Source organism: uncultured Imperialibacter sp. (assembly GCF_963974565.1).
Taxonomy (GTDB): domain Bacteria; phylum Bacteroidota; class Bacteroidia; order Cytophagales; family Cyclobacteriaceae; genus Imperialibacter; species Imperialibacter roseus.
This window is the reverse complement of record NZ_CAXBCJ010000026.1, coordinates 56,257-78,751: the sequence shown is the minus strand read 5'-3', so window position 1 is coordinate 78,751 and position 22,495 is coordinate 56,257. Positions and strand designations below refer to the sequence as shown.

The 22,495-nt window shown below is 46.7% G+C and carries 20 protein-coding genes; 9 read left to right on the top strand and 11 right to left on the bottom strand.

Features of this window, described 5'->3' with window-relative positions:
* Window positions 1-8: 8 nt before the first annotated feature.
* Together trxA and dnaE are read right to left on the bottom strand one after the other, a co-directional pair.
* Window positions 9-332 (bottom strand): thioredoxin, encoded by a 324-nt coding sequence (gene trxA / locus AAC052_RS25395; RefSeq protein ID WP_151997507.1) that lies wholly within the window; start codon window positions 330-332, stop codon window positions 9-11.
* A gap of 172 nt (window positions 333-504) precedes the next feature.
* Window positions 505-4,686 (bottom strand): DNA polymerase III subunit alpha, encoded by a 4,182-nt coding sequence (dnaE, locus tag AAC052_RS25390; protein ID WP_339815998.1) that lies wholly within the window; start codon window positions 4,684-4,686, stop codon window positions 505-507.
* A gap of 201 nt (window positions 4,687-4,887) precedes the next feature.
* Between dnaE and AAC052_RS25385 the strand changes: the two genes are divergently transcribed.
* Entirely contained in the window at window positions 4,888-7,419 is a 2,532-nt protein-coding gene (locus AAC052_RS25385) for a TonB-dependent receptor plug domain-containing protein (RefSeq protein WP_339815997.1), read from the top strand.
* On the opposite strand, the gene rsmG is transcribed toward AAC052_RS25385, so the two are convergent.
* The 4 genes from rsmG to AAC052_RS25365 all read right to left on the bottom strand — a co-directional run bounded on the left by rsmG (window position 7,416) and on the right by AAC052_RS25365 (window position 10,824).
* The gene (rsmG, locus tag AAC052_RS25380; protein ID WP_339815996.1) at window positions 7,416-8,042 is read right to left on the bottom strand and encodes a 16S rRNA (guanine(527)-N(7))-methyltransferase RsmG; all 627 of its coding nucleotides are present in this window, start codon (window positions 8,040-8,042) and stop codon (window positions 7,416-7,418) included. The two genes, AAC052_RS25385 and rsmG, sit on opposite strands and share 4 nt — an antisense overlap.
* A 114-nt stretch (window positions 8,043-8,156) precedes the next feature.
* Window positions 8,157-8,765, bottom strand: coding sequence for a sigma-70 family RNA polymerase sigma factor (locus tag AAC052_RS25375; protein WP_317487084.1), 609 nt, complete (start codon window positions 8,763-8,765; stop codon window positions 8,157-8,159).
* A complete protein-coding gene (locus AAC052_RS25370; RefSeq protein WP_339815995.1) occupies window positions 8,756-9,868 on the bottom strand; it encodes a glycosyltransferase in 1,113 nt (370 codons plus the stop codon). Before AAC052_RS25370 ends, AAC052_RS25375 begins: the two co-directional genes overlap by 10 nt.
* A 176-nt stretch (window positions 9,869-10,044) precedes the next feature.
* The gene (locus tag AAC052_RS25365) at window positions 10,045-10,824 is read right to left on the bottom strand and encodes a hypothetical protein (RefSeq protein ID WP_339815994.1); all 780 of its coding nucleotides are present in this window, start codon (window positions 10,822-10,824) and stop codon (window positions 10,045-10,047) included.
* Window positions 10,825-11,102: 278 nt separating this feature from the next.
* Here AAC052_RS25365 and AAC052_RS25360 point away from each other — a divergent pair, with 278 nt between their 5' ends.
* The 5 genes from AAC052_RS25360 to AAC052_RS25340 all read left to right on the top strand — a co-directional run bounded on the left by AAC052_RS25360 (window position 11,103) and on the right by AAC052_RS25340 (window position 14,065).
* The gene (locus AAC052_RS25360; RefSeq protein WP_339815993.1) at window positions 11,103-11,729 is read left to right on the top strand and encodes a hypothetical protein; all 627 of its coding nucleotides are present in this window, start codon (window positions 11,103-11,105) and stop codon (window positions 11,727-11,729) included.
* Between the two features lie 5 nt (window positions 11,730-11,734).
* Entirely contained in the window at window positions 11,735-12,787 is a 1,053-nt protein-coding gene (locus AAC052_RS25355; protein ID WP_317487080.1) for a histidine kinase, read from the top strand.
* Window positions 12,784-13,470: a LytTR family DNA-binding domain-containing protein gene (locus tag AAC052_RS25350; protein WP_317487079.1), complete on the top strand. Its 687-nt coding sequence runs from the start codon at window positions 12,784-12,786 to the stop codon at window positions 13,468-13,470. Before AAC052_RS25355 ends, AAC052_RS25350 begins: the two co-directional genes overlap by 4 nt.
* Before the next feature lie 49 nt (window positions 13,471-13,519).
* On the top strand, window positions 13,520-13,747 hold the full coding sequence (locus AAC052_RS25345; protein WP_317487078.1) for a hypothetical protein: 228 nt from the start codon (window positions 13,520-13,522) through the stop codon (window positions 13,745-13,747).
* 102 nt (window positions 13,748-13,849) lie between these two features.
* Window positions 13,850-14,065 carry a type II toxin-antitoxin system PemK/MazF family toxin gene (locus AAC052_RS25340; protein WP_317487077.1) on the top strand — a complete coding sequence of 72 codons (216 nt, stop codon included), beginning with the start codon at window positions 13,850-13,852 and terminating at the stop codon, window positions 14,063-14,065.
* A gap of 9 nt (window positions 14,066-14,074) precedes the next feature.
* On the opposite strand, the gene AAC052_RS25335 is transcribed toward AAC052_RS25340, so the two are convergent.
* Both AAC052_RS25335 and AAC052_RS25330 read right to left on the bottom strand, forming a co-directional pair.
* Window positions 14,075-14,818 (bottom strand): glucosamine-6-phosphate deaminase, encoded by a 744-nt coding sequence (locus tag AAC052_RS25335; protein ID WP_339815992.1) that lies wholly within the window; start codon window positions 14,816-14,818, stop codon window positions 14,075-14,077.
* Window positions 14,819-14,992: 174 nt separating this feature from the next.
* Complete coding sequence (locus tag AAC052_RS25330; protein WP_339815991.1) at window positions 14,993-15,319, bottom strand: transposase; 327 nt, start codon at window positions 15,317-15,319, stop codon at window positions 14,993-14,995.
* Between the two features lie 539 nt (window positions 15,320-15,858).
* Between AAC052_RS25330 and tgt the strand changes: the two genes are divergently transcribed.
* From tgt to AAC052_RS25315, 3 genes are read left to right on the top strand one after another with little or no spacing between them, the layout of a single operon-like run.
* On the top strand, window positions 15,859-16,989 hold the full coding sequence (gene tgt, locus AAC052_RS25325) for a tRNA guanosine(34) transglycosylase Tgt (RefSeq protein WP_339815990.1): 1,131 nt from the start codon (window positions 15,859-15,861) through the stop codon (window positions 16,987-16,989).
* A gap of 4 nt (window positions 16,990-16,993) precedes the next feature.
* Window positions 16,994-18,067, top strand: a complete 1,074-nt coding sequence (locus AAC052_RS25320; protein ID WP_339815989.1) for an LptF/LptG family permease — start codon at window positions 16,994-16,996, stop codon at window positions 18,065-18,067.
* Complete coding sequence (locus tag AAC052_RS25315; RefSeq protein WP_317487072.1) at window positions 18,064-18,975, top strand: EamA family transporter; 912 nt, start codon at window positions 18,064-18,066, stop codon at window positions 18,973-18,975. The genes AAC052_RS25320 and AAC052_RS25315 overlap by 4 nt, the downstream gene beginning before the upstream one ends.
* On the opposite strand, the gene ispE is transcribed toward AAC052_RS25315, so the two are convergent.
* From ispE to recN, 3 genes are all read right to left on the bottom strand, one after another.
* Window positions 18,976-19,779 carry a 4-(cytidine 5'-diphospho)-2-C-methyl-D-erythritol kinase gene (ispE, locus tag AAC052_RS25310; RefSeq protein WP_339815988.1) on the bottom strand — a complete coding sequence of 268 codons (804 nt, stop codon included), beginning with the start codon at window positions 19,777-19,779 and terminating at the stop codon, window positions 18,976-18,978.
* 129 nt (window positions 19,780-19,908) lie between these two features.
* Window positions 19,909-20,721 (bottom strand): SDR family oxidoreductase, encoded by an 813-nt coding sequence (locus AAC052_RS25305; RefSeq protein WP_317487070.1) that lies wholly within the window; start codon window positions 20,719-20,721, stop codon window positions 19,909-19,911.
* A 50-nt stretch (window positions 20,722-20,771) separates the two neighbouring features.
* Entirely contained in the window at window positions 20,772-22,427 is a 1,656-nt protein-coding gene (gene recN / locus AAC052_RS25300; protein ID WP_317487069.1) for a DNA repair protein RecN, read from the bottom strand.
* Between the last annotated feature and the right edge of the window lie 68 nt (window positions 22,428-22,495).

The window sequence follows — 22,495 nt, the reverse complement described above, 5'->3', positions numbered from 1 at the left end:
GTAGCTAATTAAGCTAGCTGAGCTTGAATTTTCTGGTTCAATACTGATTTTGGAACTGCACCAATTTGCTTGTCAACCACCTGGCCATTTTTGAAAACCAAAAGGGTGGGGATGCTGCGGATGCCAAACTTAGCGGGTACCTGTGGATTCATGTCCACGTCCATTTTGGCGATAACGGCTTTGCCTTCAAAATCACCAGCCAGCTCCTCAACTATTGGCCCAATCATTTTACAAGGCCCACACCATTCTGCCCAAAAGTCAACCAGAACGGGTTTGTCTGAGCTAATGATCTCCTCGAAATTAGCGTCAGTTACTTCTATTGCTTTACCCATTGTATGTATAATTTTTGTAATTGCTGAATACCTTACACAAATATAGATCAATAAGTTCTACATCCCCTTCAAAAAATCTCAATATGTATGCTTGCGGACAAAGCGAGGGTTTGAGATTGTGGGTTGCCGATTGAGTGCACCAGCAATCTAAAATCTTCAAATCAGCAATTTCTCAAGTCATCACCTCATAATCGAGATCACCAACGGCGTCCAGCTGTTTGATCAACTCGCCTTTGGGCTCTACTTGCAGCTTTCGGGAGAATAGTTCCAGCGAAATGTTTTCCGAGGGGTCTTGCACCACCACCTTGAGCGGACAGGAACCGGCATGATCTATTGCCATTTGGTGCAGTTCGTCAATCATCTGCTCGGTGAGGTTATTAACATCCAGCTTCAGGATAAGTCCCTTAGCCATTTTGTCTCTGATGTCATTCAGTAACTGAATTTCGCTGATTTTAAACTCAAGTTCCCCTACTCGAAATTTGGATGGTTGCATAAAACCCTCAATAAACAGGTACCAGCCCACCATGTAGAACTGCTTGAACTTGACATAGGTGTCAGAAAACATGAAGAACTCGTAGGAGTCGGAATAGTCTTCCAAGGTCAGAACACCGAATGGATTGCCTTTTTTGGTTGTGCGATGGTTAATACCACTTACAATGCCGCCAAGTCTGATAATACCACCGTTGGCGAGACTCTCGTCATTCTTGAGGTCAGTTAACGTGGTGTTGCAGAAGTGTTTCATTTCAAAGCTGAACTGATCGAGCGGGTGCCCCGATATATATAGTCCCACCACTTCTTTTTCTATGTTCAGCTTCCTGATGTCGCCAAAGGGTTCGATATCGGGTATTCGTGGTTTTGGCACCTCTACTTGTCCGGAACCGCCGAAAAGTGACACCTGATCGCTGGCTGCCTCCTGCTGAAGTCGCTGCGAATACTTGGTAATGAGCTCGACCAGTGTCGACTCGCCGTCTGCCGCTTCGAGGTACTGCCGGCGGTGATATTCTTCAAAACAGTCAAAGGCTCCCGACATGGCCAGGCATTCAAAGGTTTTCTTGTTAAAGCCGTTTTTCACCACCCGCACACCGAAGTCCCAGATGTCCTGGAAGGGGCCGTTTTTCTCCCTTTCTTCTATGATAGACTGAACTGCGGCCTCCCCAGCCCCTTTAATGGCACCGAGACCGAAGCGAATTTCCCCCTTTTTGTTAACCGCAAAGTTCACCCTCGATTCATTCACGTGAGGGCCCAACACAGGAAGCCCCAGGTTGCGGCACTCTTCCATGAAGAACGAAACCTTTTCGATGCTGCTCTGGTTGTGAGTGAGCACCGCCGACATATACTCTGCCGGGTAATTCGCCTTCAGGTAGGCCGTGTGATAGGCCACCACTGAGTAGCAGGTAGAGTGTGATTTGTTGAAGGCATATTGGGCAAAAGCTTCCCAGTCTTTCCAGATTTTGTCGAGCTTGTCTTTAGGATGCCCTTTTTTGGTGGCGCCTTCCACAAACTTGCCTTTCATTTTGTCCAGCACTTCCCGCTGCTTCTTACCCATGGCCTTTCGCAGCACGTCGGCCTCGCCTTTGGTGAAGCCAGCCAACTTCTGCGACAGGAGCATCACCTGTTCCTGGTAAACGGTGATGCCGTAGGTTTCCTTCAGGTTGTCCTCCATTTCAGGGAGGTCATAGGCAATCACTTCTTTGCCCAGCTTTCGGGCAATAAAGTTGGGGATGTATTCGAGCGGCCCCGGACGGTACAGGGCGTTCATGGCAATAAGGTCCTCGAGCCGGTCGGGCTTCAGGTTGCGCAGGTGCTTCTGCATGCCTGGCGATTCAAACTGAAAAGTACCATTAGTTTGGCCTTTTTGATACAACTCGAATGTCTTGGCATCATCCAGCGGAATTTCGTCGGGGTCGATAGTTATACCATGTCGTAGCCGAATATTCTCGATGGCCGTTTTGATAATGCTGAGGGTTTTCAGGCCCAAAAAGTCCATTTTCAGCATGCCCGCACTTTCCACCACGCTGTTGTCGAACTGGGTCACCAGCAGGTCAGAATCTTTAGCGGTGGACACCGGCACGTGGTTGGTGAGGTCGTCGGGCGTGATGATGATGCCGCAGGCATGGATACCAGTGTTCCGCACTGTCCCTTCGATAACAGCCGCTTTTTGCAGCACCTGGGCCTTCAGGTCTTTGCCATTTTTAAAGGCCATGAGCTCAGGCACTTCCCTGAATGCTTGAGTAAGCGACGTTCCCGGCCTTTCAGGCACCAGCTTGGCGAGAATATCGGCATCGGACAGCGGCAGCTCCATCACCCTGGCGCTGTCTCTGATCGACGACTTGGCGGCCATGGTGCCGTAAGTAATGATTTGCGCCACCTGGTTTTTGCCGTATTTGTTCACTACCCATTCGATGATTTTGCCCCGGCCTTCATCGTCAAAGTCAATATCAATATCGGGGAGTGATACCCTGTCCGGATTCAGGAATCTCTCAAACAGCAGATCGTACTTGATAGGATCTACGTTGGTAATGCCGATGCAGTAGGCTACTGCCGAACCCGCTGCCGATCCACGCCCAGGGCCAACCGAAACACCCATCTTACGGGCTTCAGAGGTGAAATCCTGCACGATGAGGAAGTAGCCAGGGTAGCCCGTTTTTTTGATCGTTTCCAGTTCGAAGTCCAGCCTTTCCTGGATTTCAGGAGTGATTTCGTTGTAGCGCTTTTTTGCACCTTCCATGGTAAGGTGCCGCAGGTAGTCGTCTTCTGTTTCAAAGCCTTCAGGAATGGGGAAGGCGGGGAGGAGCACATTTCTGTCCAGTTTGTAGCTCTCAATTTTTTCCAGTAACCCGCCGATGTTTTCGATGGCTTCCGGCACATCGGCGAACAGCTTTTTCATTTCCTCTTCGGACTTGAAATAGAACTGGTCGTTAGGAAAACCAAACCGATTGCCTCTGCCAGCTCCCTTGGGCGTTGACTGAACCTGGCCGTCTTTTACGCACAGCAGGATATCATGGGCATCGGCGTCAGCTTTTTCGGTGTAGAAGACGTCGTTAGCCGCAATTACCTTGGTGTTGTATTTTGCTGCCAGCCCCAGAAGCACATCATTCACGTGGTTTTCTTCAGGCAGGCCATGGCGGATGAGTTCCACATAAAAGTCGTCGCCAAAAACCTCTACCCACCACTTAAAAAGTTCTTCGCCCTGGCTCTCGCCCTGGTTCAGGATGGTGTTGGGAATCTCACTGCTGAGGTTGCCACTCAGTGCAATCACGTTCTTGCTGTATTGCTTGATCAGCTCTTTGTCGATTCGGGGATAAAGCCCATAAAGTCCTTCCATGTAACCCAATGACGAAAGCTTGATCAGATTGTGATAGCCATTTTTGTTTTTGGCCAGCAACACCTGCTGGGTCATCCTATCGGGATTGTCTTTGGTGAACTTTCTGGTTTTGCGGTCTTCAGAGACATAAAACTCACACCCAACAATGGGTTTGATTCCCTGTGCATGGGCTTCTCTTACAAACTTAAAGGCGCCAAACATGTTGCCAAGGTCGGTGAGGGCCACTGCAGGCATGTCATATTCTTTGGCTTTGCTCACCAGCTTTTTGATATCGGCGGTAGCAGGCAGAATAGAAAACTGTGAGTGCACATGAAGGTGACAGAAGGGCCCTTTGATGTCAACTGCAACAGCTTTTCCGGGTGTCTCTCCCTTGTCTTCCTTTAGCGCAAAATTCGCTGCTTCCAGCTTGGGTTCTTCATAAACAATAGAGGCAGGGTCAGCGCCATCAAGGGGCTTGATCACCTTTTCTGTGATCAGTCCGAAGAAACATTTGGTGGTGGCTGCCACGTCGTAGGCAGCATCGTGCGCCTCATCGAATCCAACGCCGAAAAGTTTTTTGTGCAACTCAGTGAGCGTGGGCCATTTGAACTTGCCGCCCCTTCCGCCAGGGATGGCACAGTATTCGGTAGACTCATTCTTAGTATCGATGCTCTTGAGCGATGTCAGTGGGCTTTCGATCTCTTTGCGGAGATACTCACAGCCCATGATATTGATATCGAACTCAATATTGTGGCCTACTACTACTTCGCACCTGGCCAGGTCTTCGTTGAACTGCTGAAGAACATCTTCCAAAGGGAGGCCTTCTTCCAGTGCTCTTTTAGTAGAAATGCCATGTATTTTCTCAGCATTGAAGGGAATTTCGAACCCTTCTGGCTTCACAATCAGGTTGTTGTTTGAAACCAGCTTTCCGGAGGCATCGTGCAGTTGCCAGGCAATTTGCACCACCCTGGGCCAGTTGTCGAAATCCGTTAACGGAGCATTATAGTTTTGGGGTAAACCGGTGGTTTCGGTGTCAAATATGAGGTACATAAAGCTTCGGGAAAGTCAATGAGAACAACGACGGTGAAAGTAGAAAAATTCCACAAACAGTTATCCACAATTTTTGACTAATAAGTTAGTTGTGTTAGGGCAGTTAGTTCCATAAAAATGAAATTTATGTTATTATCACAAGTATTTTTAGGCTAACTTTTACGCTAATAATTAATCGAAACCAAATTATACTTCAACCGCATGTTTAAACTGAAAGCTAAACCCCTTCTCGTTCTATGTATTTGCGTATTGTTTTCTTTTTTAACCCCACCAGCTTCTGTTAGTGACCTAATAGAGAAACTGGAGGCTTACCTGGCGTACTACACGCCAGAAAAAGTGTATGTCCATCACGACAAGCCTTACTATTCGGCTGGGGATACCATTTGGTTTGCCACCTACCTTACCCATGGTATTTCGCACATGGCATCGGCCCCGAGCAAACTGGTGTACGTGGAGGTGGTTAGCACCGACGGCTCCATTGTGGCTAAGAGAGATATTTTTATCAAAGAAGGTACTGGCAGTGGAGATATTGCCTTGCCAGACACCCTCGTATCTGACACCTATCAACTGAGGGCCTATACCAGCTTCATGCGAAACTTTGACCCTGATTTCTTTTTCCAAAGGGAGCTTCGGATTGAAAATACGCAGTCGCCGTCGTTTGACGAGGCTGATGTCTCGGGGTCGACCGCACAGTTGAGAAGTGAGGAGATGAAAAACTATTCTGACCTCGTCAGACTACAGTTTTTCCCTGAGGGAGGAGATCTTGTGGAGGGGCTGTGGAGCACAGTTGGCTTCAAAGCTACCGGCCCCGATGGTAAGGGCGTGGAGATTGAAGGAGAGGTATCCGATAACACGGGCAAGAAGATTGCTGACATTAAAACCACCAGGTTTGGGATGGGGAAATTCCTGATGCAGCCTGTGGCAGGAGAGAGCTATAAGGCTACGTTTAAATTTGGCATGGAAAAGATGCAAGTTCCTTTACCGACGGCGAAACCATCAGGCTATGTGATGACGATGACCAATGTGTCGCCAAAGTATGTAACACTGAAGGTAGAAGCAGCCGGTGGTGAAAGCACGGACGGAGGAACCGTTGTAGGCCATGTAAGAGGAGTGGTGTTTTTAACGCTGCCAGCAAGCGATGGGCAGCCTTTGCAAGGGTTGATACCCAAGGAAAATTTGCCCGAGGGTGTTGCGCAGTTTACTTTTTTTGACAAAAAGGGCCAACCGCAGGCAGAAAGGATCGTGTACATCGATCAACCCGATAAAAGACCGGTTGCCAGGCTGGACGGGCTTCAGGCGACATACAAAAAAAGGTCAAAAGTTGACCTTGCCATAATGATGGCGGAAGCAGATGCAGCGAGCACATCTCACTTGTCGGTGGCGGTAGTGGATAAAACGAAAGTGCAATTTGACCCTCATTCAGATGATATTGTGAGCTACCTGCTAATGACCTCCGACATCAAGGGCGATATCGAAAACCCGGGTTACTATTTTGACGAGGACAACAAAGACAGGGTGCCAGCACTGGATAATTTGATGCTGACGCAGGGATGGAGACGCTTTACGTGGAAGGACATTATGGAAGACAAAAAGCCGGACATCAATCACCTGGTGGAGCCGGGCTTCAGTATTGCGGGTAGAGTGACAGATTTCTTTTTTCCTTCAAAGCCGGTGAAATCGAAGGTGACAATCACTGGTACAGAAGCTGACGGTGACTTGTGGTCAGCTGAAACAGAGGCGGATGATGACGGTTATTTTCTATTCACGGCGCTGGATATCGACGACACGGCACGAGTAGTTATTCAAACGCCCAACGAGAAGAAGATGAGTAAAAAGGGCGGCAAGAAAGATTTTGTTGAAGGGGGCAATGTAAACCTCGCAACCAAAATAGTTGTCAATGAGACGAAATCGCCGGAAATAAAATATGGTGAAATGGCGGTGGAGGAACTGGTTAGCAGTAAAGCAATAGCGGCCTACCTTGAGGAGGCCAGAAAGGTGAAGGAAATTGAAGCGGCATTTGCAAAGCAAGACGTGGTAATTTTGGATGAGCTGCAAGTGGAAGGAGAAAGAGTGAGAACTGGTGAAAGATTTAATAAGCCAGGAATGACATACAAGAAGCCAACCCGAAGGCTTGATGTAGACTCTCTCACCAGAACCACACAGTTTTTAAGTGTTTTCGAAGTTTTCATTGGCCGAACACCAGGGGTTAGAGTCGTGGGCAGTTACCCAAATTATGACCTCATCATCAGAGGAGCATCAAGCCTGACGGGGAGCATTAACCCCCTTTATATATTGAATGGAAGTATTGTGGACGTAAGTTTCATCAATACCATTCCAGTTGATCGGGTTGATTTCGTCGACGTATTGACCGGCACGGGAGCAACCATGTACGGCTCAATGGGTGCTGGTGGAGTTGTTGCCGTTTACCTGAAGGATGGCAGTGAAGTCGACGAGTCTTTCGTGCCTAAGGGGTCGCTCGGAATGATACATCCTGGTTTTTATCACGCCCGGGAATTCTACACACCAGACTACAGCACTAAGAAGGAGTCGCAAGTAAGAACGGATATACGCCCCACACTCTACTGGAAAGGTGGCCTGAAAACAGCGGAAGGGGCTCCGGCTAAGCTGGAGTTTTATACATCGGATGTGGCTTCCACTTTTGAAGTGAGGGTAGAAGGAATAACGGAAGATGGTCGGCCATTTGTCAAAACGGAGGAGTTTGTGGTGAATTAGACACTCACCATCACAAGCTTCTTTGTCTCGAAAAACTCTTCTTTAAAGAAGTTGTTGAGGTCGTGCACGTGGTATGGGTAATCTATTTCTGACAGTTCTTCTTCCAGGTCGCCGCCTTTGAGGTAAAGAATGCCGTTTGGAATGTTGTGCTTAGGTGTTTTATTTATCTTCCCTTTTACCCAATCAGTAAATGGCTTTAAGCGGGTAACTGCCCGGCTTACAACGAAATCCCATTCGCCTTTCTGCTCTTCTGCTCTGCCATGAATAGCCGTTACGTTTTGGATGCCTGCCCCTTTGCACACCTCTTTTACCACCAGTATCTTTTTGCCAATCGAGTCGACAAGTGTGAATTCGGCCTCAGGAAAGAGAATGGCGAGGGGGATGCCAGGAAAGCCACCACCAGTGCCAACATCCAGGATTTTGGTACCTGGTTGAAATGAGATAAGCTTGGCAATAGCCAGTGAGTGCAGCACATGGTGAAGGTAGAGCTGCTCAATGTCTTTTCTTGAAACCACATTGATTTTCGAGTTCCAATCTTCGTAAAGAGGGTAAAGGGCACTAAACTGCTTCTTTTGCGTGGCAGTTAAATTGGGAAAATAACGGAAGATAAGGTCTTGATTCAAAGTCTTGATTGTTTTAAGTCTGTCAGGGGACAGACCAGGGGGATTGAGGAAGCGGCCATTCATTTCCATGGCCTGTCCCCTGACAGGTCATCAAAGCGGAATTAACTATTATCCTCAGATATGATCCTTTTTCTCCTTTACCAGGTCGTACATCAGCTCCCGTGCCCTGTGTAGTTGCGCTTTCACGGTGCCTAGCGGCGCATCAAGCTCCACGGCTATTTCTTCATAGCTTAGCTCGTCGAAATAGCGAAGACGCACCAGCTTCTGGTACTTGGCGGGCAGCTTGTTCACAAACATCTGCACAATCTCTATCTTCTGTGTTTTGATGGTTTCCTCTGCCGGATTCAGGTTTTCATCCTGCACATCTATATTCACTGAGTCGCCACTTTCGTCAGTGAAAGATGTGTTGAGGCTATAGGTATCCAGTTTCTTCTTCCTGATAAAGTCAATCGCATTATTGGTGGCTATGCGAAACAGCCAGGTGCTGAACGTGTAGTCTTTCTTGAATTTGTGCAGATTCCGAAACGCCTTGGCAAATGCCTCAATAGTCAGGTCTTCTGCATCGTCAATGTTCCTCACCATTTTGAGGATCATGTGATAAACGGGCTTCTTGTATAGCTGCATCAAATCTGCATAGGCATTCTCCTCTCCGTCAACAGTGGCTTTGTCGATCAGCTTGAAGTCCCGCAATGCTTTGTCAGAAAATTGTTTGTTTACGTCCATGTAACCCGTTTAGCAAATGTAGCCCTGCCACCAACCAGAAGCAGGTATACTCCATAAAATAAATCAATTACTGGTAGCGCCCAGTAAGAAAAACGATGTCCGGTTAGCCGATGGAAGTAACTTAACAAGCCCAAGGTCAATACTTCCCTGCCCAAAAAAACTCCCAAAGCCCAGTAGGGTTGGGTATTTGAAAGGGCTAAAATAAGCAAAGTCACCCAAAATCCTATCTGGGAAAACGACCAGAGACCTAAATTAATTTTGTCGCCCGCATTATATCTTTTACCCACCGAAAGGTGCCTTAGCTTTTGCACCCAGTAGGAGCCGAATGACCTTTTAGGATGAGAGTAAACCAGCGCTTGTGGGTTCACGATGGCAATAGTGTTTTTTGAATTGGCATGGGCATTTACGTACAAATCATCGTCGCCTCCGGTCACTTTCAAATGCGCATTAAAACCTTTGTTGTCGAGAAAGAACGACTTTCGGTAAGCCAGGTTACGCCCAACGCCCATAAAAGCGCCACCCACACCAGCTGAGCCGAGGTAGTTGATGCCCGTGATAGTGGTTTCCCACTGAATGAAATTATTTAGAAATCCTTTTTCATTATAGTAGGGAGAATACCCCAGCACGAACTGAATTTTTTCTGAGCTGAACCCTTTAGCCATTTCTGCCACCCACTGGTCGGAAGCAGGACGACAGTCGGCGTCGGTGAGCAGCACAATGTCGTTGGCCGCTGCTTTTATCCCCAGCGTCAGGCCGTACTTCTTGCCGTTAACATGGTTGGGCGAGCTGTCTACCCTAACCATTTTCAGCTTTGGCGTGCTGTTCTTTAGACCTAGCAAGTAATCGTAGGTGCCATCATTGCTGCGGTCATCCACTATGATTACTTCAAAGTTAGGGTGATCCTGGGCCAGAAGGAGGGGAATGAGCTCTTTGAGGTTTTCTTCTTCGTCGTGAGCGCAAACAATGACGGATACGCCCACGTCAGTTTTGGTGAGCTTTTTCTGCTGCGTCTTGACTTTGCTTAAACCAATCCACCACTTGAATTGAAAGAAGAGATGAATAAAAAGAAAAAAACCACCCAAGGCTGGTACCAGATACTCCATGTAGAACGCTCAAGTTTTCAAAAGCATCAAAGATAGGTTTTTTAGCCAATTAGATGATCGAATTGAAGGGCTAAATATGAAACGATGATTTGCCCGGGTTGGTGCAAAACAAAAAAAGGAGCGACATGTGCCGCTCCTTTTCAAACTCCAACAACGAACTATCAATTATTCAGCAATTAGTTACCTCTAGTGCTTAGCTGGCGAGCCGTTTCGGTTGTCGCCGGCTTCACAGTTTGAAGGCCTCTTCTGTAACCAGTACTTTCAGTTTTGCTTCCGGTGCTAGCCACTCTGCTGTCGCTGGCCTGCCCACGGTACTTATCATTTGAGCTGCCCTGTCCGGTATTTTGGTGGTTGTCACGGCGCCCGTCTTTGTCGTAGCTCTTTCCGTTCTGACTATCACGATACTGATTATTGTCACGATGGTCGTTATCATACTTGCCATTTTGGTGGCCTTTCTGATGGTTGTTGTGACCATAATTGTGATCATTGTTATGACCGTACTTATTATGGTGATTGTTCCCGTAGGCATGCCCATTGTTGTGATGGTGATACTTATTAACCACCACTACAGGTCTCGGACGGTAGTACCTCTGGTAGTGATTGGCGTGGAATCCACAGTAGCTGTCACAAATGTGATGAGCAAAGTGGGAGTTCACGATCTGCACCGAGTTCAGGATTCTGCCGTAGTGATCTATATTCACCGACACGAAGGTGCCTCTGTTTTCAAGGATAATTTCGAAGTCAATGAAACCTCTGTATGGTACCTGGCGAACATGGACTACATCATAACCGTAGTAAGAACGATTTATTTTGTACATCACTGCCTGGGGCACATTCCAGCTTAGCTGGTCACCGTAGCTGCTATAATAGAAGGCAAATGAAGGTTGTGAAACAGCTTCTGTAGCACTAACCAGTACCAGCAAGCTCAAACTCAGAATTAATGTAGAAGTTTTCATGACCGTAATTGTTTGGTTCTGCCCTGATATAGCCAAAATGCGTGCCAATATTGTAATTATCTTATAATCAATAATTTAATGCTATTTTTAAATCGATGGAGATAGTGCGAAGAGCAATTCCAATCGAAAAAATGAAGGCATTGCATATTTTTCAATTAGAAAAGACCGGCACTATTTCTCACTTTACCCCGAGTTTTTTGGAGTACATCGAAGTTTTTTGAGCGTTCGATAGATGGGCTATTTCTTCGTGCAAAGAATTAATCACAAAACACAAGAAGATGAAAGCTAAATCGATTATTGGATCATTTATTATTTTGTCAGCTGCTTCCGCCTGCTCAGTTCAGTCTTTGCATCCGCTCTACAGCGAAGAAGTATTGGTATATGATGACGATTTGGAAGGCGATTGGCTGGACGACGATGGAAGGTTGTGGAGCCTGGAGAGTGCCGTTCGGTCGCAAGCCCTGGATTCCGGGTCTCAAAAGGAGGCTGTGAGACGCAACAAGATGTACCTGGCCAGTTATAAAGATGAGAAAGATAGCTTGTATGCATTTGAATTTCACCTTGTCAGGCTTGGCAAGCATCGTTTTGTAGATATTTTTCCCTGGGAGAAATACAACGAGAAATTGATCAACGAGTTTATGGTTGCGAATTTATTGCCGGTGCACACATTTGCCAAAATTGACCTGAAGGGGGACTCGCTTTTCCTGTCTCAAATCAACGGTGAGTGGGTGAGCGACCTCATAAAGAACAACCAAATTCGGATTTCTCACGAAAAGCTGACGTTGTATGGTGATGCTGAGATTGTGCTTACTGCCTCCACTCAGGAACTTCAGAAGTTTCTGCTTAAATACCAAAGCGACCCTCAGGCTTATGTTCAACCTGATGTTTTCGTACGAAAGCGTTAAACTTTATGGCTGAAAACAACACAGTCCTCAAAAGAATCCTATCCAATCGGCCGGTGCAGCACCTGGCCTTTTGGGTACTTTCTTTTTATGTGCTGCTGAGGATCTTTTCGACTGACAGTGAAATTCGTAACATCGACTACATCTATGACGGATTGTTTCATTTTACCCTGATCATGCCCGTCTATCTCAACCTTCTGGTACTCATCCCGAACCTATTGGACAAGGGTAGGTACTTTTTTTACATCGCTTTAGTCGGTCTTTCCACCCTGGTGTTTAGCCAGCTTAATATCTGGTTTTTCGATTACCTTGTTGATTTTCTTCTGCCGGGCTATTACTTCATTAGCTACTACGAGTTGGTGGACATCATTCAGTTTTTCGCAGTATACATGGGGGCGAGCACCTTGCTGAAGCTTTCGAAGGGATGGTTTCAGCTGGCCGAGGCGAGGACCAAACTGGCAGAGACCCGCCAAGAAAAGCTCAATGCTGAGTTGGAAGCCCTTAAGTCGCAGGTGAACCCGCACTTTTTGTTTAACAGCCTGAATAACCTGTATGGTCTGTCGCTAAAGGGAGACAAGAAAACGCCAGCCTCTATACTCAAACTATCAGAGGTTTTGCGATATATGATTTATGAGGCAAAAGATGAGAAGGTGCCGCTTGAAAAGGAAATAGCTTTTATTGAAAATTACATCAATCTGCAACGGCTGCGATCCGATCACCATGCCAGCATATCATTCGAAGTAGCTGGCGAGGCAAGAGAACTGCAAATTGCGCCATTGTTGTTTATTCCATTTGTTGAAAACAGTTTCAAGCATGGCGTAAAAGGTGAGACAGGCGATTCCTATGTTGATGTAAAAATGGAAGTCGGGGACGATTTTGTCAATTTCACCTGTCGGAACAATATGGGTAGCATTGACGATGTGGAGCAGAGAAAATACGGAGGCATTGGGCTGGAAAATGTAAAAAAGCGGCTGAAATTGATATATGAAGACCGTTATACGCTGGAGTTGAATGAAGGGAAAGAAGAGTACAAAGTAAACCTAACAATAGAACTACGATGAAACTCAGGTGCCTTATTGTGGATGATGAACCGCTGTCGCAAGAGGTAATTGAAGGCTATGTGAACGATGCGCCTCAGCTGGAACTGGCGGCTAAGTGCAGCAATGCGCTGGAGGCCGCTGAGATGATCAGGAGTCAGCCCATTGATCTGATTTTTCTTGATATCAACATGCCCAAGCTGTCGGGCATCAGCCTGGTGAAGTCGTTAGCAAAGCCACCAGCCATTGTGTTCATCACTGCCTATCCTGAGTTTGCTGTAGAGGGATTTGAGGTGGAGGCTGTCGATTATCTGCTGAAACCGTGCTCCTTCGAACGTTTTCTGAAGGCGGTCAGCAAAGTTGAGAGTTATTTGCAGGCCTCAGGAAGAAAGCTGGAGGCGGACTATTTTGTAGTCAAGGCTGATAAAAAGCTTCACAAAATAGGGCTGGAAGATATTCTTTATTTTAAGTCGATTGGTGATTATGTGAAGGTATACACCCGTGACAAAGTATTGATCACCAATGAGACCTTAAGAAACATTGAAGATGGACTGCCACCAAGCAAATTCATCAGGCTACATAAATCCTTCGTCGTTTCTCTACAGGCGATTCAGTATCTGGAAGGCAATCAGGTGAAAGTGGGAGAGGAGATGCTGCCGGTAGGGCTGACTTATAAAGATAAATTGATGGAGCGGTTGGGTGGGTGAGATGGATTCAAATAAGATTTTAAGTATTTTAGTCTTAAATTGAGTTGTGATGACACGAGAGGTATTGATAAAAAGAACCATGGAAAATCTTAATAAGCTACCTGACCAGAAGCTTAGAGAGGTGTCGGACTTTGCAGAATTTTTACTAAACAGGATTGATGAAGCGGTAATCACTGAAGGAATACAGAAACTAGCCAGTGATTCGGTAGCATTTAAGTTTCTTGAGGAGGAAGAAGAGCTTTATTCAGTCGATGACTTAAAAGAAAAGTACCAGTGACCAGGGGCGATATCGTTCTTATCCCCCTTTCCTTTCACAGATTTATCGGGTGCGAAGACTCGTCCAGCATTAGTCCTTTTGGAATCTGATTCAGATATAACTGTGTCATTTATCACGACTCAGTTGAGATGGAAAGAAGAATTTGACGTGGAGTTGTCCCCAACTTTAGAGAATGGACTCAAGAAGGCTTCGTTGGTTCGGTTGAGAAAGATAACGACGATTGATAAAGCCTTGGTGATCGGACGGTTGGGGAGGCTCAATCAAACTGAACAAGACGGTTTAAAAAAGAGCTTAATCAACTTGTTTGAGCTAGCTTAGGTTCCTTTTCTATAGTAAGCTACCAGCTGCTCTATCCACCATTATATATGCCTGCGGAGTCATATGCACAATGCTGGCGGGCAGACTCTCGATTGGTTGTGAGGCGGCTACTTTAGCTATAATGTCCGCTTTCTTTTCTCCATTGGCCATAATGATGGGCAGCCTGGCTTCCTGAAAATGCTTCAATCCCATGGTGATGCCGGTGGAGAGTTTCGTTTCTCCCGGGAAGTATTTTTGTCCCACCGTGATGGTTTCTTCTGCCAGTTGGCTAATGTGGGCAAAAGTGTCGAAGGCCGTGCCCGGCTCATTCATGCCAATGTGGCCATTGAGGCCTATTCCAACCAGCATCACATCCAAGCCTCCGTGTTGGTGAATCAGCTCATTCACTTTATCGCACTGATCCTGCACGTTGGGTTGGGTGCCATCAAAAAAGACGATCTGATTTTCAGGAATGCTTAATGGTTCGAACAGGTCTTCATCCATCATCTGGCGGCAAGAGCCTTTGGTGGAACCGTTCATGCCGTTCCATTCGTCAAGTCCCACGAAAGTCCAGTTGGAGACATCCAGCTTGCCAGCCTTCACATCTTCCACAAGGCATTTGAATACCCCAATAGGTGTATGTCCGGAAGCCAGGCAGACGAGTGGATTGGGTTTATCTTTTACGCTTTCAATGATCAGATCAGCTGTCTTGCGGGAGAGCTCTTCGTAGGTGGCGTAGGTTTGGATGGTCATGCTGTCGTAGGTGCTTTGCATTGGCGAAGATAGTGTGTCGAGCCTAGGTTACCAATATGTATTGTCGATGGGATTTGACTGACTGGTTCTCGGCAGACTAGTTCCATCGGGACGATATACAGGTTGATTGGGAGCAAACCAGCGACAAATTAGAATCCCGTAGGGATGGCATATAGTTCTTCTCTCTGCCAGAGGCTATTCTGGCTCTTTGAAAATGTAGCGCCGGTCATAATCCACTTCGAACTTCTTGAGAAATTCCTCATATTCTTCCAGAAAGCTCTTTTTTCGATGGTGCTCTTCTTGATTATGGATATACCTTATAACATTAGGAACATGGGACTTGCTGTATGAGAAGGCTCCATATCCTTCTTGCCAGGCGAATTTCCGCTTGGTCAGCTTGTTATCATTGATCCATTTGGAAGAGCCTGATTTTATGTCTTGCAAAAGGTCAGAAAGAGATTGGGTAGGTCTCATGCCTATCAAAATGTGGATATGATCTTCCACACCGTTAATAGCAAGCATTTTATGATCATAAGATTGAATGCGCCCGTTACGTATTTATACAAGTCATCCTTCCATGCCTTTTCAATTAATCCCTGTCTGTATTTTACCGAAAAAAAAATTGAAGATGGATTTGTGTGTAGGTGTTTGGCATGATTTAAATATAATAAATATGCCATCCCTACGGGATTCGATGGACCTTTTTTCGCCCCTTGGGCGACCAATATGCCGTCCCGATGGGACTACCGATGTAGCGTCCCGATGGGACTAGGTTTATTATAAATTGGGTGTAAGTCTGACTCTAATGCTCAGATTAGGCATGAAGCATCCTTGTGGAGTTCCGCAAACTATTTGATTCCCGATCATATTTTCACAGTATCCAAAGTCCCGTTAGGGACGACATAAAGGTCGATAGGAAGGAAACTAGCGACAAATCAGAATCCCGTAGGGATGGTATATGGGTCTTAGGCTTGCGAGTTGGGATTAGCGACGATACTTGCATCGCATTCTCTCTCTATTGCCAATTATTACGCTATTTTTGCACCTGTTTTTAAAAAGGAATGCAATTTAAACTTCAAGCCGCAGACAAAGGATCGAAAGCAAGGGCCGGGCAGCTAAGCACAGGGCACGGTGAGATTCAGACCCCCATCTTCATGCCGGTGGGCACAGCAGGCTCCGTAAAGGGCGTGCACCAGCGGGAGTTGAAGGAGGACATCAAAGCTCAAATCATCCTTGGCAATACCTATCATCTTTATCTCAGGCCAGGTTTGGATATTTTAAAACCTGCCGGTGGGCTCCATGGCTTCAATGGCTGGACAGGGCCAATCCTTACCGATAGCGGCGGGTATCAGGTTTATTCACTGGCCGATCAACGCAAAATCACAGAAGAGGGCGTTAAGTTTAAATCGCACATCGACGGCTCCAATCACCTTTTTACGCCTGAAAATGTCATGGACATTCAGCGCACCATTGGCGCTGACATTATCATGGCTTTTGACGAGTGCCCTCCGTTTCCCTGCGAGTTGGACTATGCGAAAAAATCGATGGAGATGACCCACCGCTGGCTGGACAGATGCATCAGCCACCTGAAAACAACGGAGCCGCTTTACGGTCACGAGCAGGCTTTATTTCCTATTGTGCAGGGCAGCGTGGACAAGGAGCTCCGTACGATTTCAGCGGAGTACATAGCTTCCAGAGGCATGGATGGCAATGCCATTGGTGGTCTGTCGGTGGGGGAGCCCGCTGAGTTTATGTACGAAATGACAGACCTTGTTTGCAATATACTACCTGCCGACAAACCCCGTTATCTGATGGGAGTGGGCACACCAGCCAACATTCTGGAGTGCATTGCCCTGGGTGTGGATATGTTCGACTGCGTGATGCCTACCAGAAACGCCAGAAACGGCATGCTGTTTACTTCTGAGGGGATTATTAATATTAAGAATGAGAAATGGAAAGATGACTTTTCGCCCATTGATGCAACAGTTGGTGGATATGCCAGCACCTTCTATTCCCGGGCTTACCTGCGCCACCTTATCATGAGCAAGGAAATGTTGGGAGCACAAATAGCTACGGTTCACAATCTTACTTTTTATCTTTGGCTGGTTAATGCGGCAAGGGAAAAAATCATCGACGGCACTTTTGCCAGCTGGAAAGATATTATGGTGAAGAAAGTAAGCCACCGCTTGTAGTGAAATGAAGCTGATCGACAAATACATTCTCAAGAAATTCCTGGTCACATTCTTCTTTGTGATGGTAATGCTTGTGTCTGTCATCTGCGTAATCGACTTCACTGAAAAGAATGACAAGTTCATTAAGAATGGACTGGATGCGCTCATTATTTTCAAATACTACCTCACTGTTTTTCCTTTTTTCGCCAGCTTAATCACCCCCATCACCGTCTTCATAGCCACGGTATTCATTACCGCCAATATGGCCGCCCGAACAGAAATAATTGCTATTCTGGCCAGCGGCATCAGCTTCAAACGCATGCTTGTGCCCTATGCAATCGGCGCTATTCTTGTTGCCATACTCACTTTCTTTTTCAACGGCTACATTATTCCCAATGCCAATAAATTCAGAATTGGATTCGAGGTGGCCTATGTGAAAAAGGCCTTTTATTTTGTCGAGCGAGATATTCACATGAAAGTGGGAGATGACACCTACCTGTACCTACAGAGCTATAATAACAGCTCGGACGTGGCCTACAAAGTAACGCTTGAGAAGATAGAGGGGGATCAGATGAAGGCCAAACTGGTGGCCAACCGAATGGATTGGGATTCTACTACTCACAAGTGGAAGGTAATCAACTGGCAGCTTCGGGAGATTGATGGTTTTGAGGAGAAAATAACCGCTGGTACCCAACTTGACACGACTTTAAGTCTGTCGCCGGCTGACTTTGCCAACAACTACGGCCGCCAGGAAACGATGAACATGAATGAGTTGGAGGAGCACATTCAGCTACAAACAGCCAGGGGAGCCGAAGACGTAGTGATTTATAAGATTGAGAAGTACATTCGCTATATGCAGCCGTTCGCTGTCATCATCCTCACTTTTATAGGAGTGATTGTTTCGGCACGCAAGTCGAGAGGAGGCACAGGCTATCTCATCGCTTTGGGCTTTGCGCTGGCCTTTCTTTACATCATTTTTTATACTTTTTCACGGGCAGTGGCAGAGGCTGGGTCAATGGATCCTATCCTGGCAGTGTGGCTGCCTAATATCGTGTTTGGTACTATAGGCGGGCTCATGTATTTCACACTTCCCCGATGACGAGCCAGTACACCAAAGACTATTTGCAGCTTCATTTCATCGTTTTCTTATGGGGCTTTACCGCCATACTGGGTATGCTTGTCAGCATGCCGTCGGTAGAGCTGGTTTTTTACCGCACATTCATTTCCGCCATCGCACTGGGCGTCATGCTGTTGGTTGGAAAAAAGAGCTTCGCTATCGGCACACTGGACATAGTTAAAACACTGGCGACGGGCGTTATCATTGGGGTACACTGGATACTTTTCTTTGCTGCCGCCCGGCTTTCCAATATCTCTGTTTGCCTGGCTGGAATTGCCACCATTTCGTTATGGACAAGTCTTTTGGAACCTCTCATGACCAAAAAACGAGTGAAAGGCTTCGAAGTTGTGCTGGGGCTGATGGCGATAGTGGGCATCGTTATTATTTTCAATGTAGAGTTCAAATATGCCTGGGGCCTTTTCGTTGCTATAGTCTCGGCGTTTCTCGCCGCCGTTTTCACTGTCATCAACTCTCAGTTTACGCAGCGGCACTACCACTTTACCGTCACGTTCTACGAGATGATTGGAGCCACAGTGAGCATAGCACTGTTCTTTCCGATTTATGGTGCTTTCTTTTCAGATGGCGTTCAACTTGGGCTACAAGGATATGATTTACTCTGGCTGATCATTTTGGCGCTCGCCTGCACCGTGTATGCGTATTCCGAGTCGGTGAAACTGATGAAGAGAATTCCGGCATTTGCAGTCAACCTGGCCGTTAATCTGGAACCTATTTACGGCATCATTCTGGCATTGTTGATTTTTGGAGAACAGGAGAAAATGAAACCAGGATTTTACCTCGGCACACTTGTTATTTTGTCTTCTGTGTTGGTATACCCTTGGATCAACAGGTATTATGAAAGAAAGGCCTTGGAGACAGATGTGCTGAGGTGATCAGAGCATGGTTGTCCAGCTATTCATTTCATTTGCCAGTTTCAGCTTTGGCTTGTTTTCGAAAATCCCGTACATCGTTGAGCCAGATCCAGTCATGCTGGCATACACCGCCCCGTCGGCATAAAGCTTTTCCTTTATTTCCCTCAGAGAGGGGTGGTTGGGAAAGACAGATTGCTCAAAATCATTTACCAGCACATCCTTCCATGAAGAGAGAGGCATTGATAATACTTCCGTGATGGCTTTTTGCTGATCGTTGGGTGTTACACCAGCGTAGGCTTCACGGGTGCCAATGTGAATGCCGGGAAACACCAGAAGGAGATAATGCCCCTTTAAGTCTAAAGGAAAGCTACTGAGCTCAGCACCTCTTCCGGAAGCAATGGCCGGTTGGTTTTTTATAAAGAAAGGGCAATCGCTGCCCAGCTGCCCGGCGTAGTCTTCCAGCTGTGTGTCGATCAGTCCCAGTCCGAACTTCTTGTTGAGCATCACCAGCATAAAAGCGCCGTCGGCAGAGCCGCCGCCAAGACCGGCACCCATGGGAATAGCTTTGTGGAGATGGATGCTGATAGGCGGCAACTCAAAGTCCTTTTGGAGCAGGTGATAGGCTTTCAGGCAAAGGTTGTCGTCGCTGCTGCCCGGAATGGGCAAACCTGAGGATGTAAATGACAGAGACTTGGCTTCAACTAGTTCCAGCACATCCTGAAGCGGGATAGGTAGAAAAAGGCTGGAAATATCGTGATAGCCGTCAGACCTCTTGCGAAGGATCTGAAGTCCCAGGTTGATTTTGGCGTTGGGGAAGGTGATCACTGATGTTCTGCTATCTTAAGGTAAGTTTCAACTTGCTTTCAAAGGAGGCAATTTCGCAATGTTAAGGTGTTAAAACGGAGATGCCTGCTTTCGCAGGCATGACGTTCCGTATACACAATGCTATTTCAATTACTTATTGAACATTTCTATCACTTCTTCAGATATACCAGTGCTGGAGTATCCACCATCATGGTAGAGGTTCTGCATCGTTACCATGCGGGTAAGGTCTGAGAAAAGGGAAATGCAATAGTCGGCACATGCGCCAGCTGGAGCGTTGCCCAATGGCGACTGCTTGTCAGCAAAATCATAAAAGCTCTGGAAACCATCGATACCTGACCCAGCAGTCGTTTTTGTCGGCGATTGAGAGATCGTATTCACCCTCACGTTCTTCGCTTTGCCCAGTCTGTATCCGTAGCCTCTGGCAATGGATTCCAGCACAGCTTTGGCATCGGCCATATCGGTGTAAAAAGGATAGGTGCGCTGTGCAGCTATATAGGACAAGCCAACGATAGACGCCCATTCGTTCAGTGCGTCTTGCTTCTCAGCCACGTGCATCATTTTATGAAAGGAAAGAGCAGAAATATCAATGGACTTCTGGTACCAGTCGTAGTTCAGTTCGCCGTACGACTTCCCTTTGCGGATATTAGGTGACATACCGATAGAGTGTAGCACGAAGTCAATTTTCCCACCCAATATCTCGGTCGATTTGCTGAAAAGGTTTTCCAGTTCTTCCACAGACGTGGCATCAGCAGGAATGATTTCAGCATTACAGGCCTTGGCCAGGTCGTTTATTTTGCCCATTCTCATGGCAATTGGTGCATTCGTCAGCGTGAAAGTTGCACCCTCGGCATGGGCTTTTTCGGCCACGTGCCAGGCAATGGAGTTCTCATCCAATGCCCCAGAAATAATACCTCTTTTTCCTTTTAATAGATTATAAGCCATAGTTCTTGTTTTAAGCGAATGTAATATGGGCAAAAATAGAAAAATTTAACTCAATCCTGTTGCAGCAGTTCCCTGGCATTCTGCAGCGCAGACGCAGTAGGGGAGGCACCGGCAATCATCTTGGCAATTTCATTTACCCTCTCTTCCTCTGCTAGCAGTTTTACTTTACTCACTGCCTTATCGCTGCTATTGTCTTTGTAAACAAAATAATGAGCATCGCCTTTGGCAGCAAACTGGGGCAGGTGACTAATAGAAATTACCTGGTGCTTCATGGCCATGGTTTTCATCATCCCTACCATCTTGTTGGCGATCTCGCCGGATATACCCGTGTCAATCTCGTCGAAGATGATGGTAGGCAAGGCAGTTTTGTCTGTGAGAATGTATTTGATAGCAAACATGAGCCGTGAAAACTCACCACCAGAGGCTACGTCCTTGAGCTCCCTTGGGGTAATGCCCTTGTTGGCGCTAAAAAGGAAACCAATTTCATCAACACCTGACTCTGTTGGGGGCACCAGCTTGTGGCTGACCTCGAAAGATCCCAAAGGCATACCCAACTCTCTCACTATCTCCACTACTGCCTTCGAGAATCCGGCAAAAGCAGACTGTCTATGCTCAGTCAATTTAGTGGCCGCCAACGCCAATTCCTTTTCCGCTTCATCAAGCTCGTTTTTGGCATCTGTGAGCGTGTCGTCCATATTTTGGACAAGTCTCACCTTGGCTTCAAGGTTTTGCTGAATAACGAGCAGCTCTTCAATAGAGGCCACTCTGTGCTTCTGCTGGAGCTGGTTGATCAAATCAACCCGCTCTTTTGTCAATTGTATTTTCTCAGGATCGTACTCAATCTGATCGTCTTCTTTTTTTATTTCCTCGCCAATGTCCTGTAGCTCAATCACAGCGCTTTCCAGCCGCTCTCTGAGGGCATTGATTTTTCCTGAGAACTTACCAGCAGCAGACAGGGCATGCGTTACCTGCGCCAGCTGGCTTTCAATAGAGAATTCTGCCTCGCTAAGCAGCTGCAGGCTTTCATTGAGCCTTAGCTTAATTTCTTCGGCATGCTCCAAAGTAGCGAGCTCATCTTCCAATTGTTGCTGCTCGTCTGCTTTCAGTGCTGCCTTTTCAAGCTCGGTGTAAAGGAACAGGTTGTACTCCGCTTCCTTTTGCAACTCAGTGCTTTCATTCACTAATTGGTCGTAAGCTTTCTTTTTCTTCCTGAAGCTTTTGAAAAAGCCAACATAGCTATCTATCAGCGATTGGCTGCCGGCATAGGCGTCAATCACGCCCAGCTGAAACTTATTGGAGGCCAGCAATAACGTGTCGTGCTGCGAATGGATGTCCATCAAATGATCGCCCAGCGACTTGAGCACATCCAGCGTAACCGGTGTGTCGTTCACAAAGGCTCTCGATTTACCTGACGGGCTAATTTCCCTTCGGATCAGTGTTACTGCTTCGTAGTCAAGCTCGTTCTCCTCAAAAAGCGGGGCCAACTTATAGGCAGAAACATCAAAAGAGCCTTCCACTACGCACTTCTCATTTTCATTGTAGAGTGACTTCGTATCTGCCCGGTTGCCCAGCAGCAAGCCAACAGCACCCAGCATAATGGACTTACCTGCGCCAGTTTCACCTGTAATCATGTTCAGCCTGGACGATGGTGTCATCTCCAGGTGTTCAATGAGTGCATAGTTTTTAATGAGCAGGTGTTTTAACATAGTTGCCGGTTACTTCCCGTAGTCCTAAGGTTAAGGAAGTCAAAAATATAAGTTTAAATGTTTTGAAT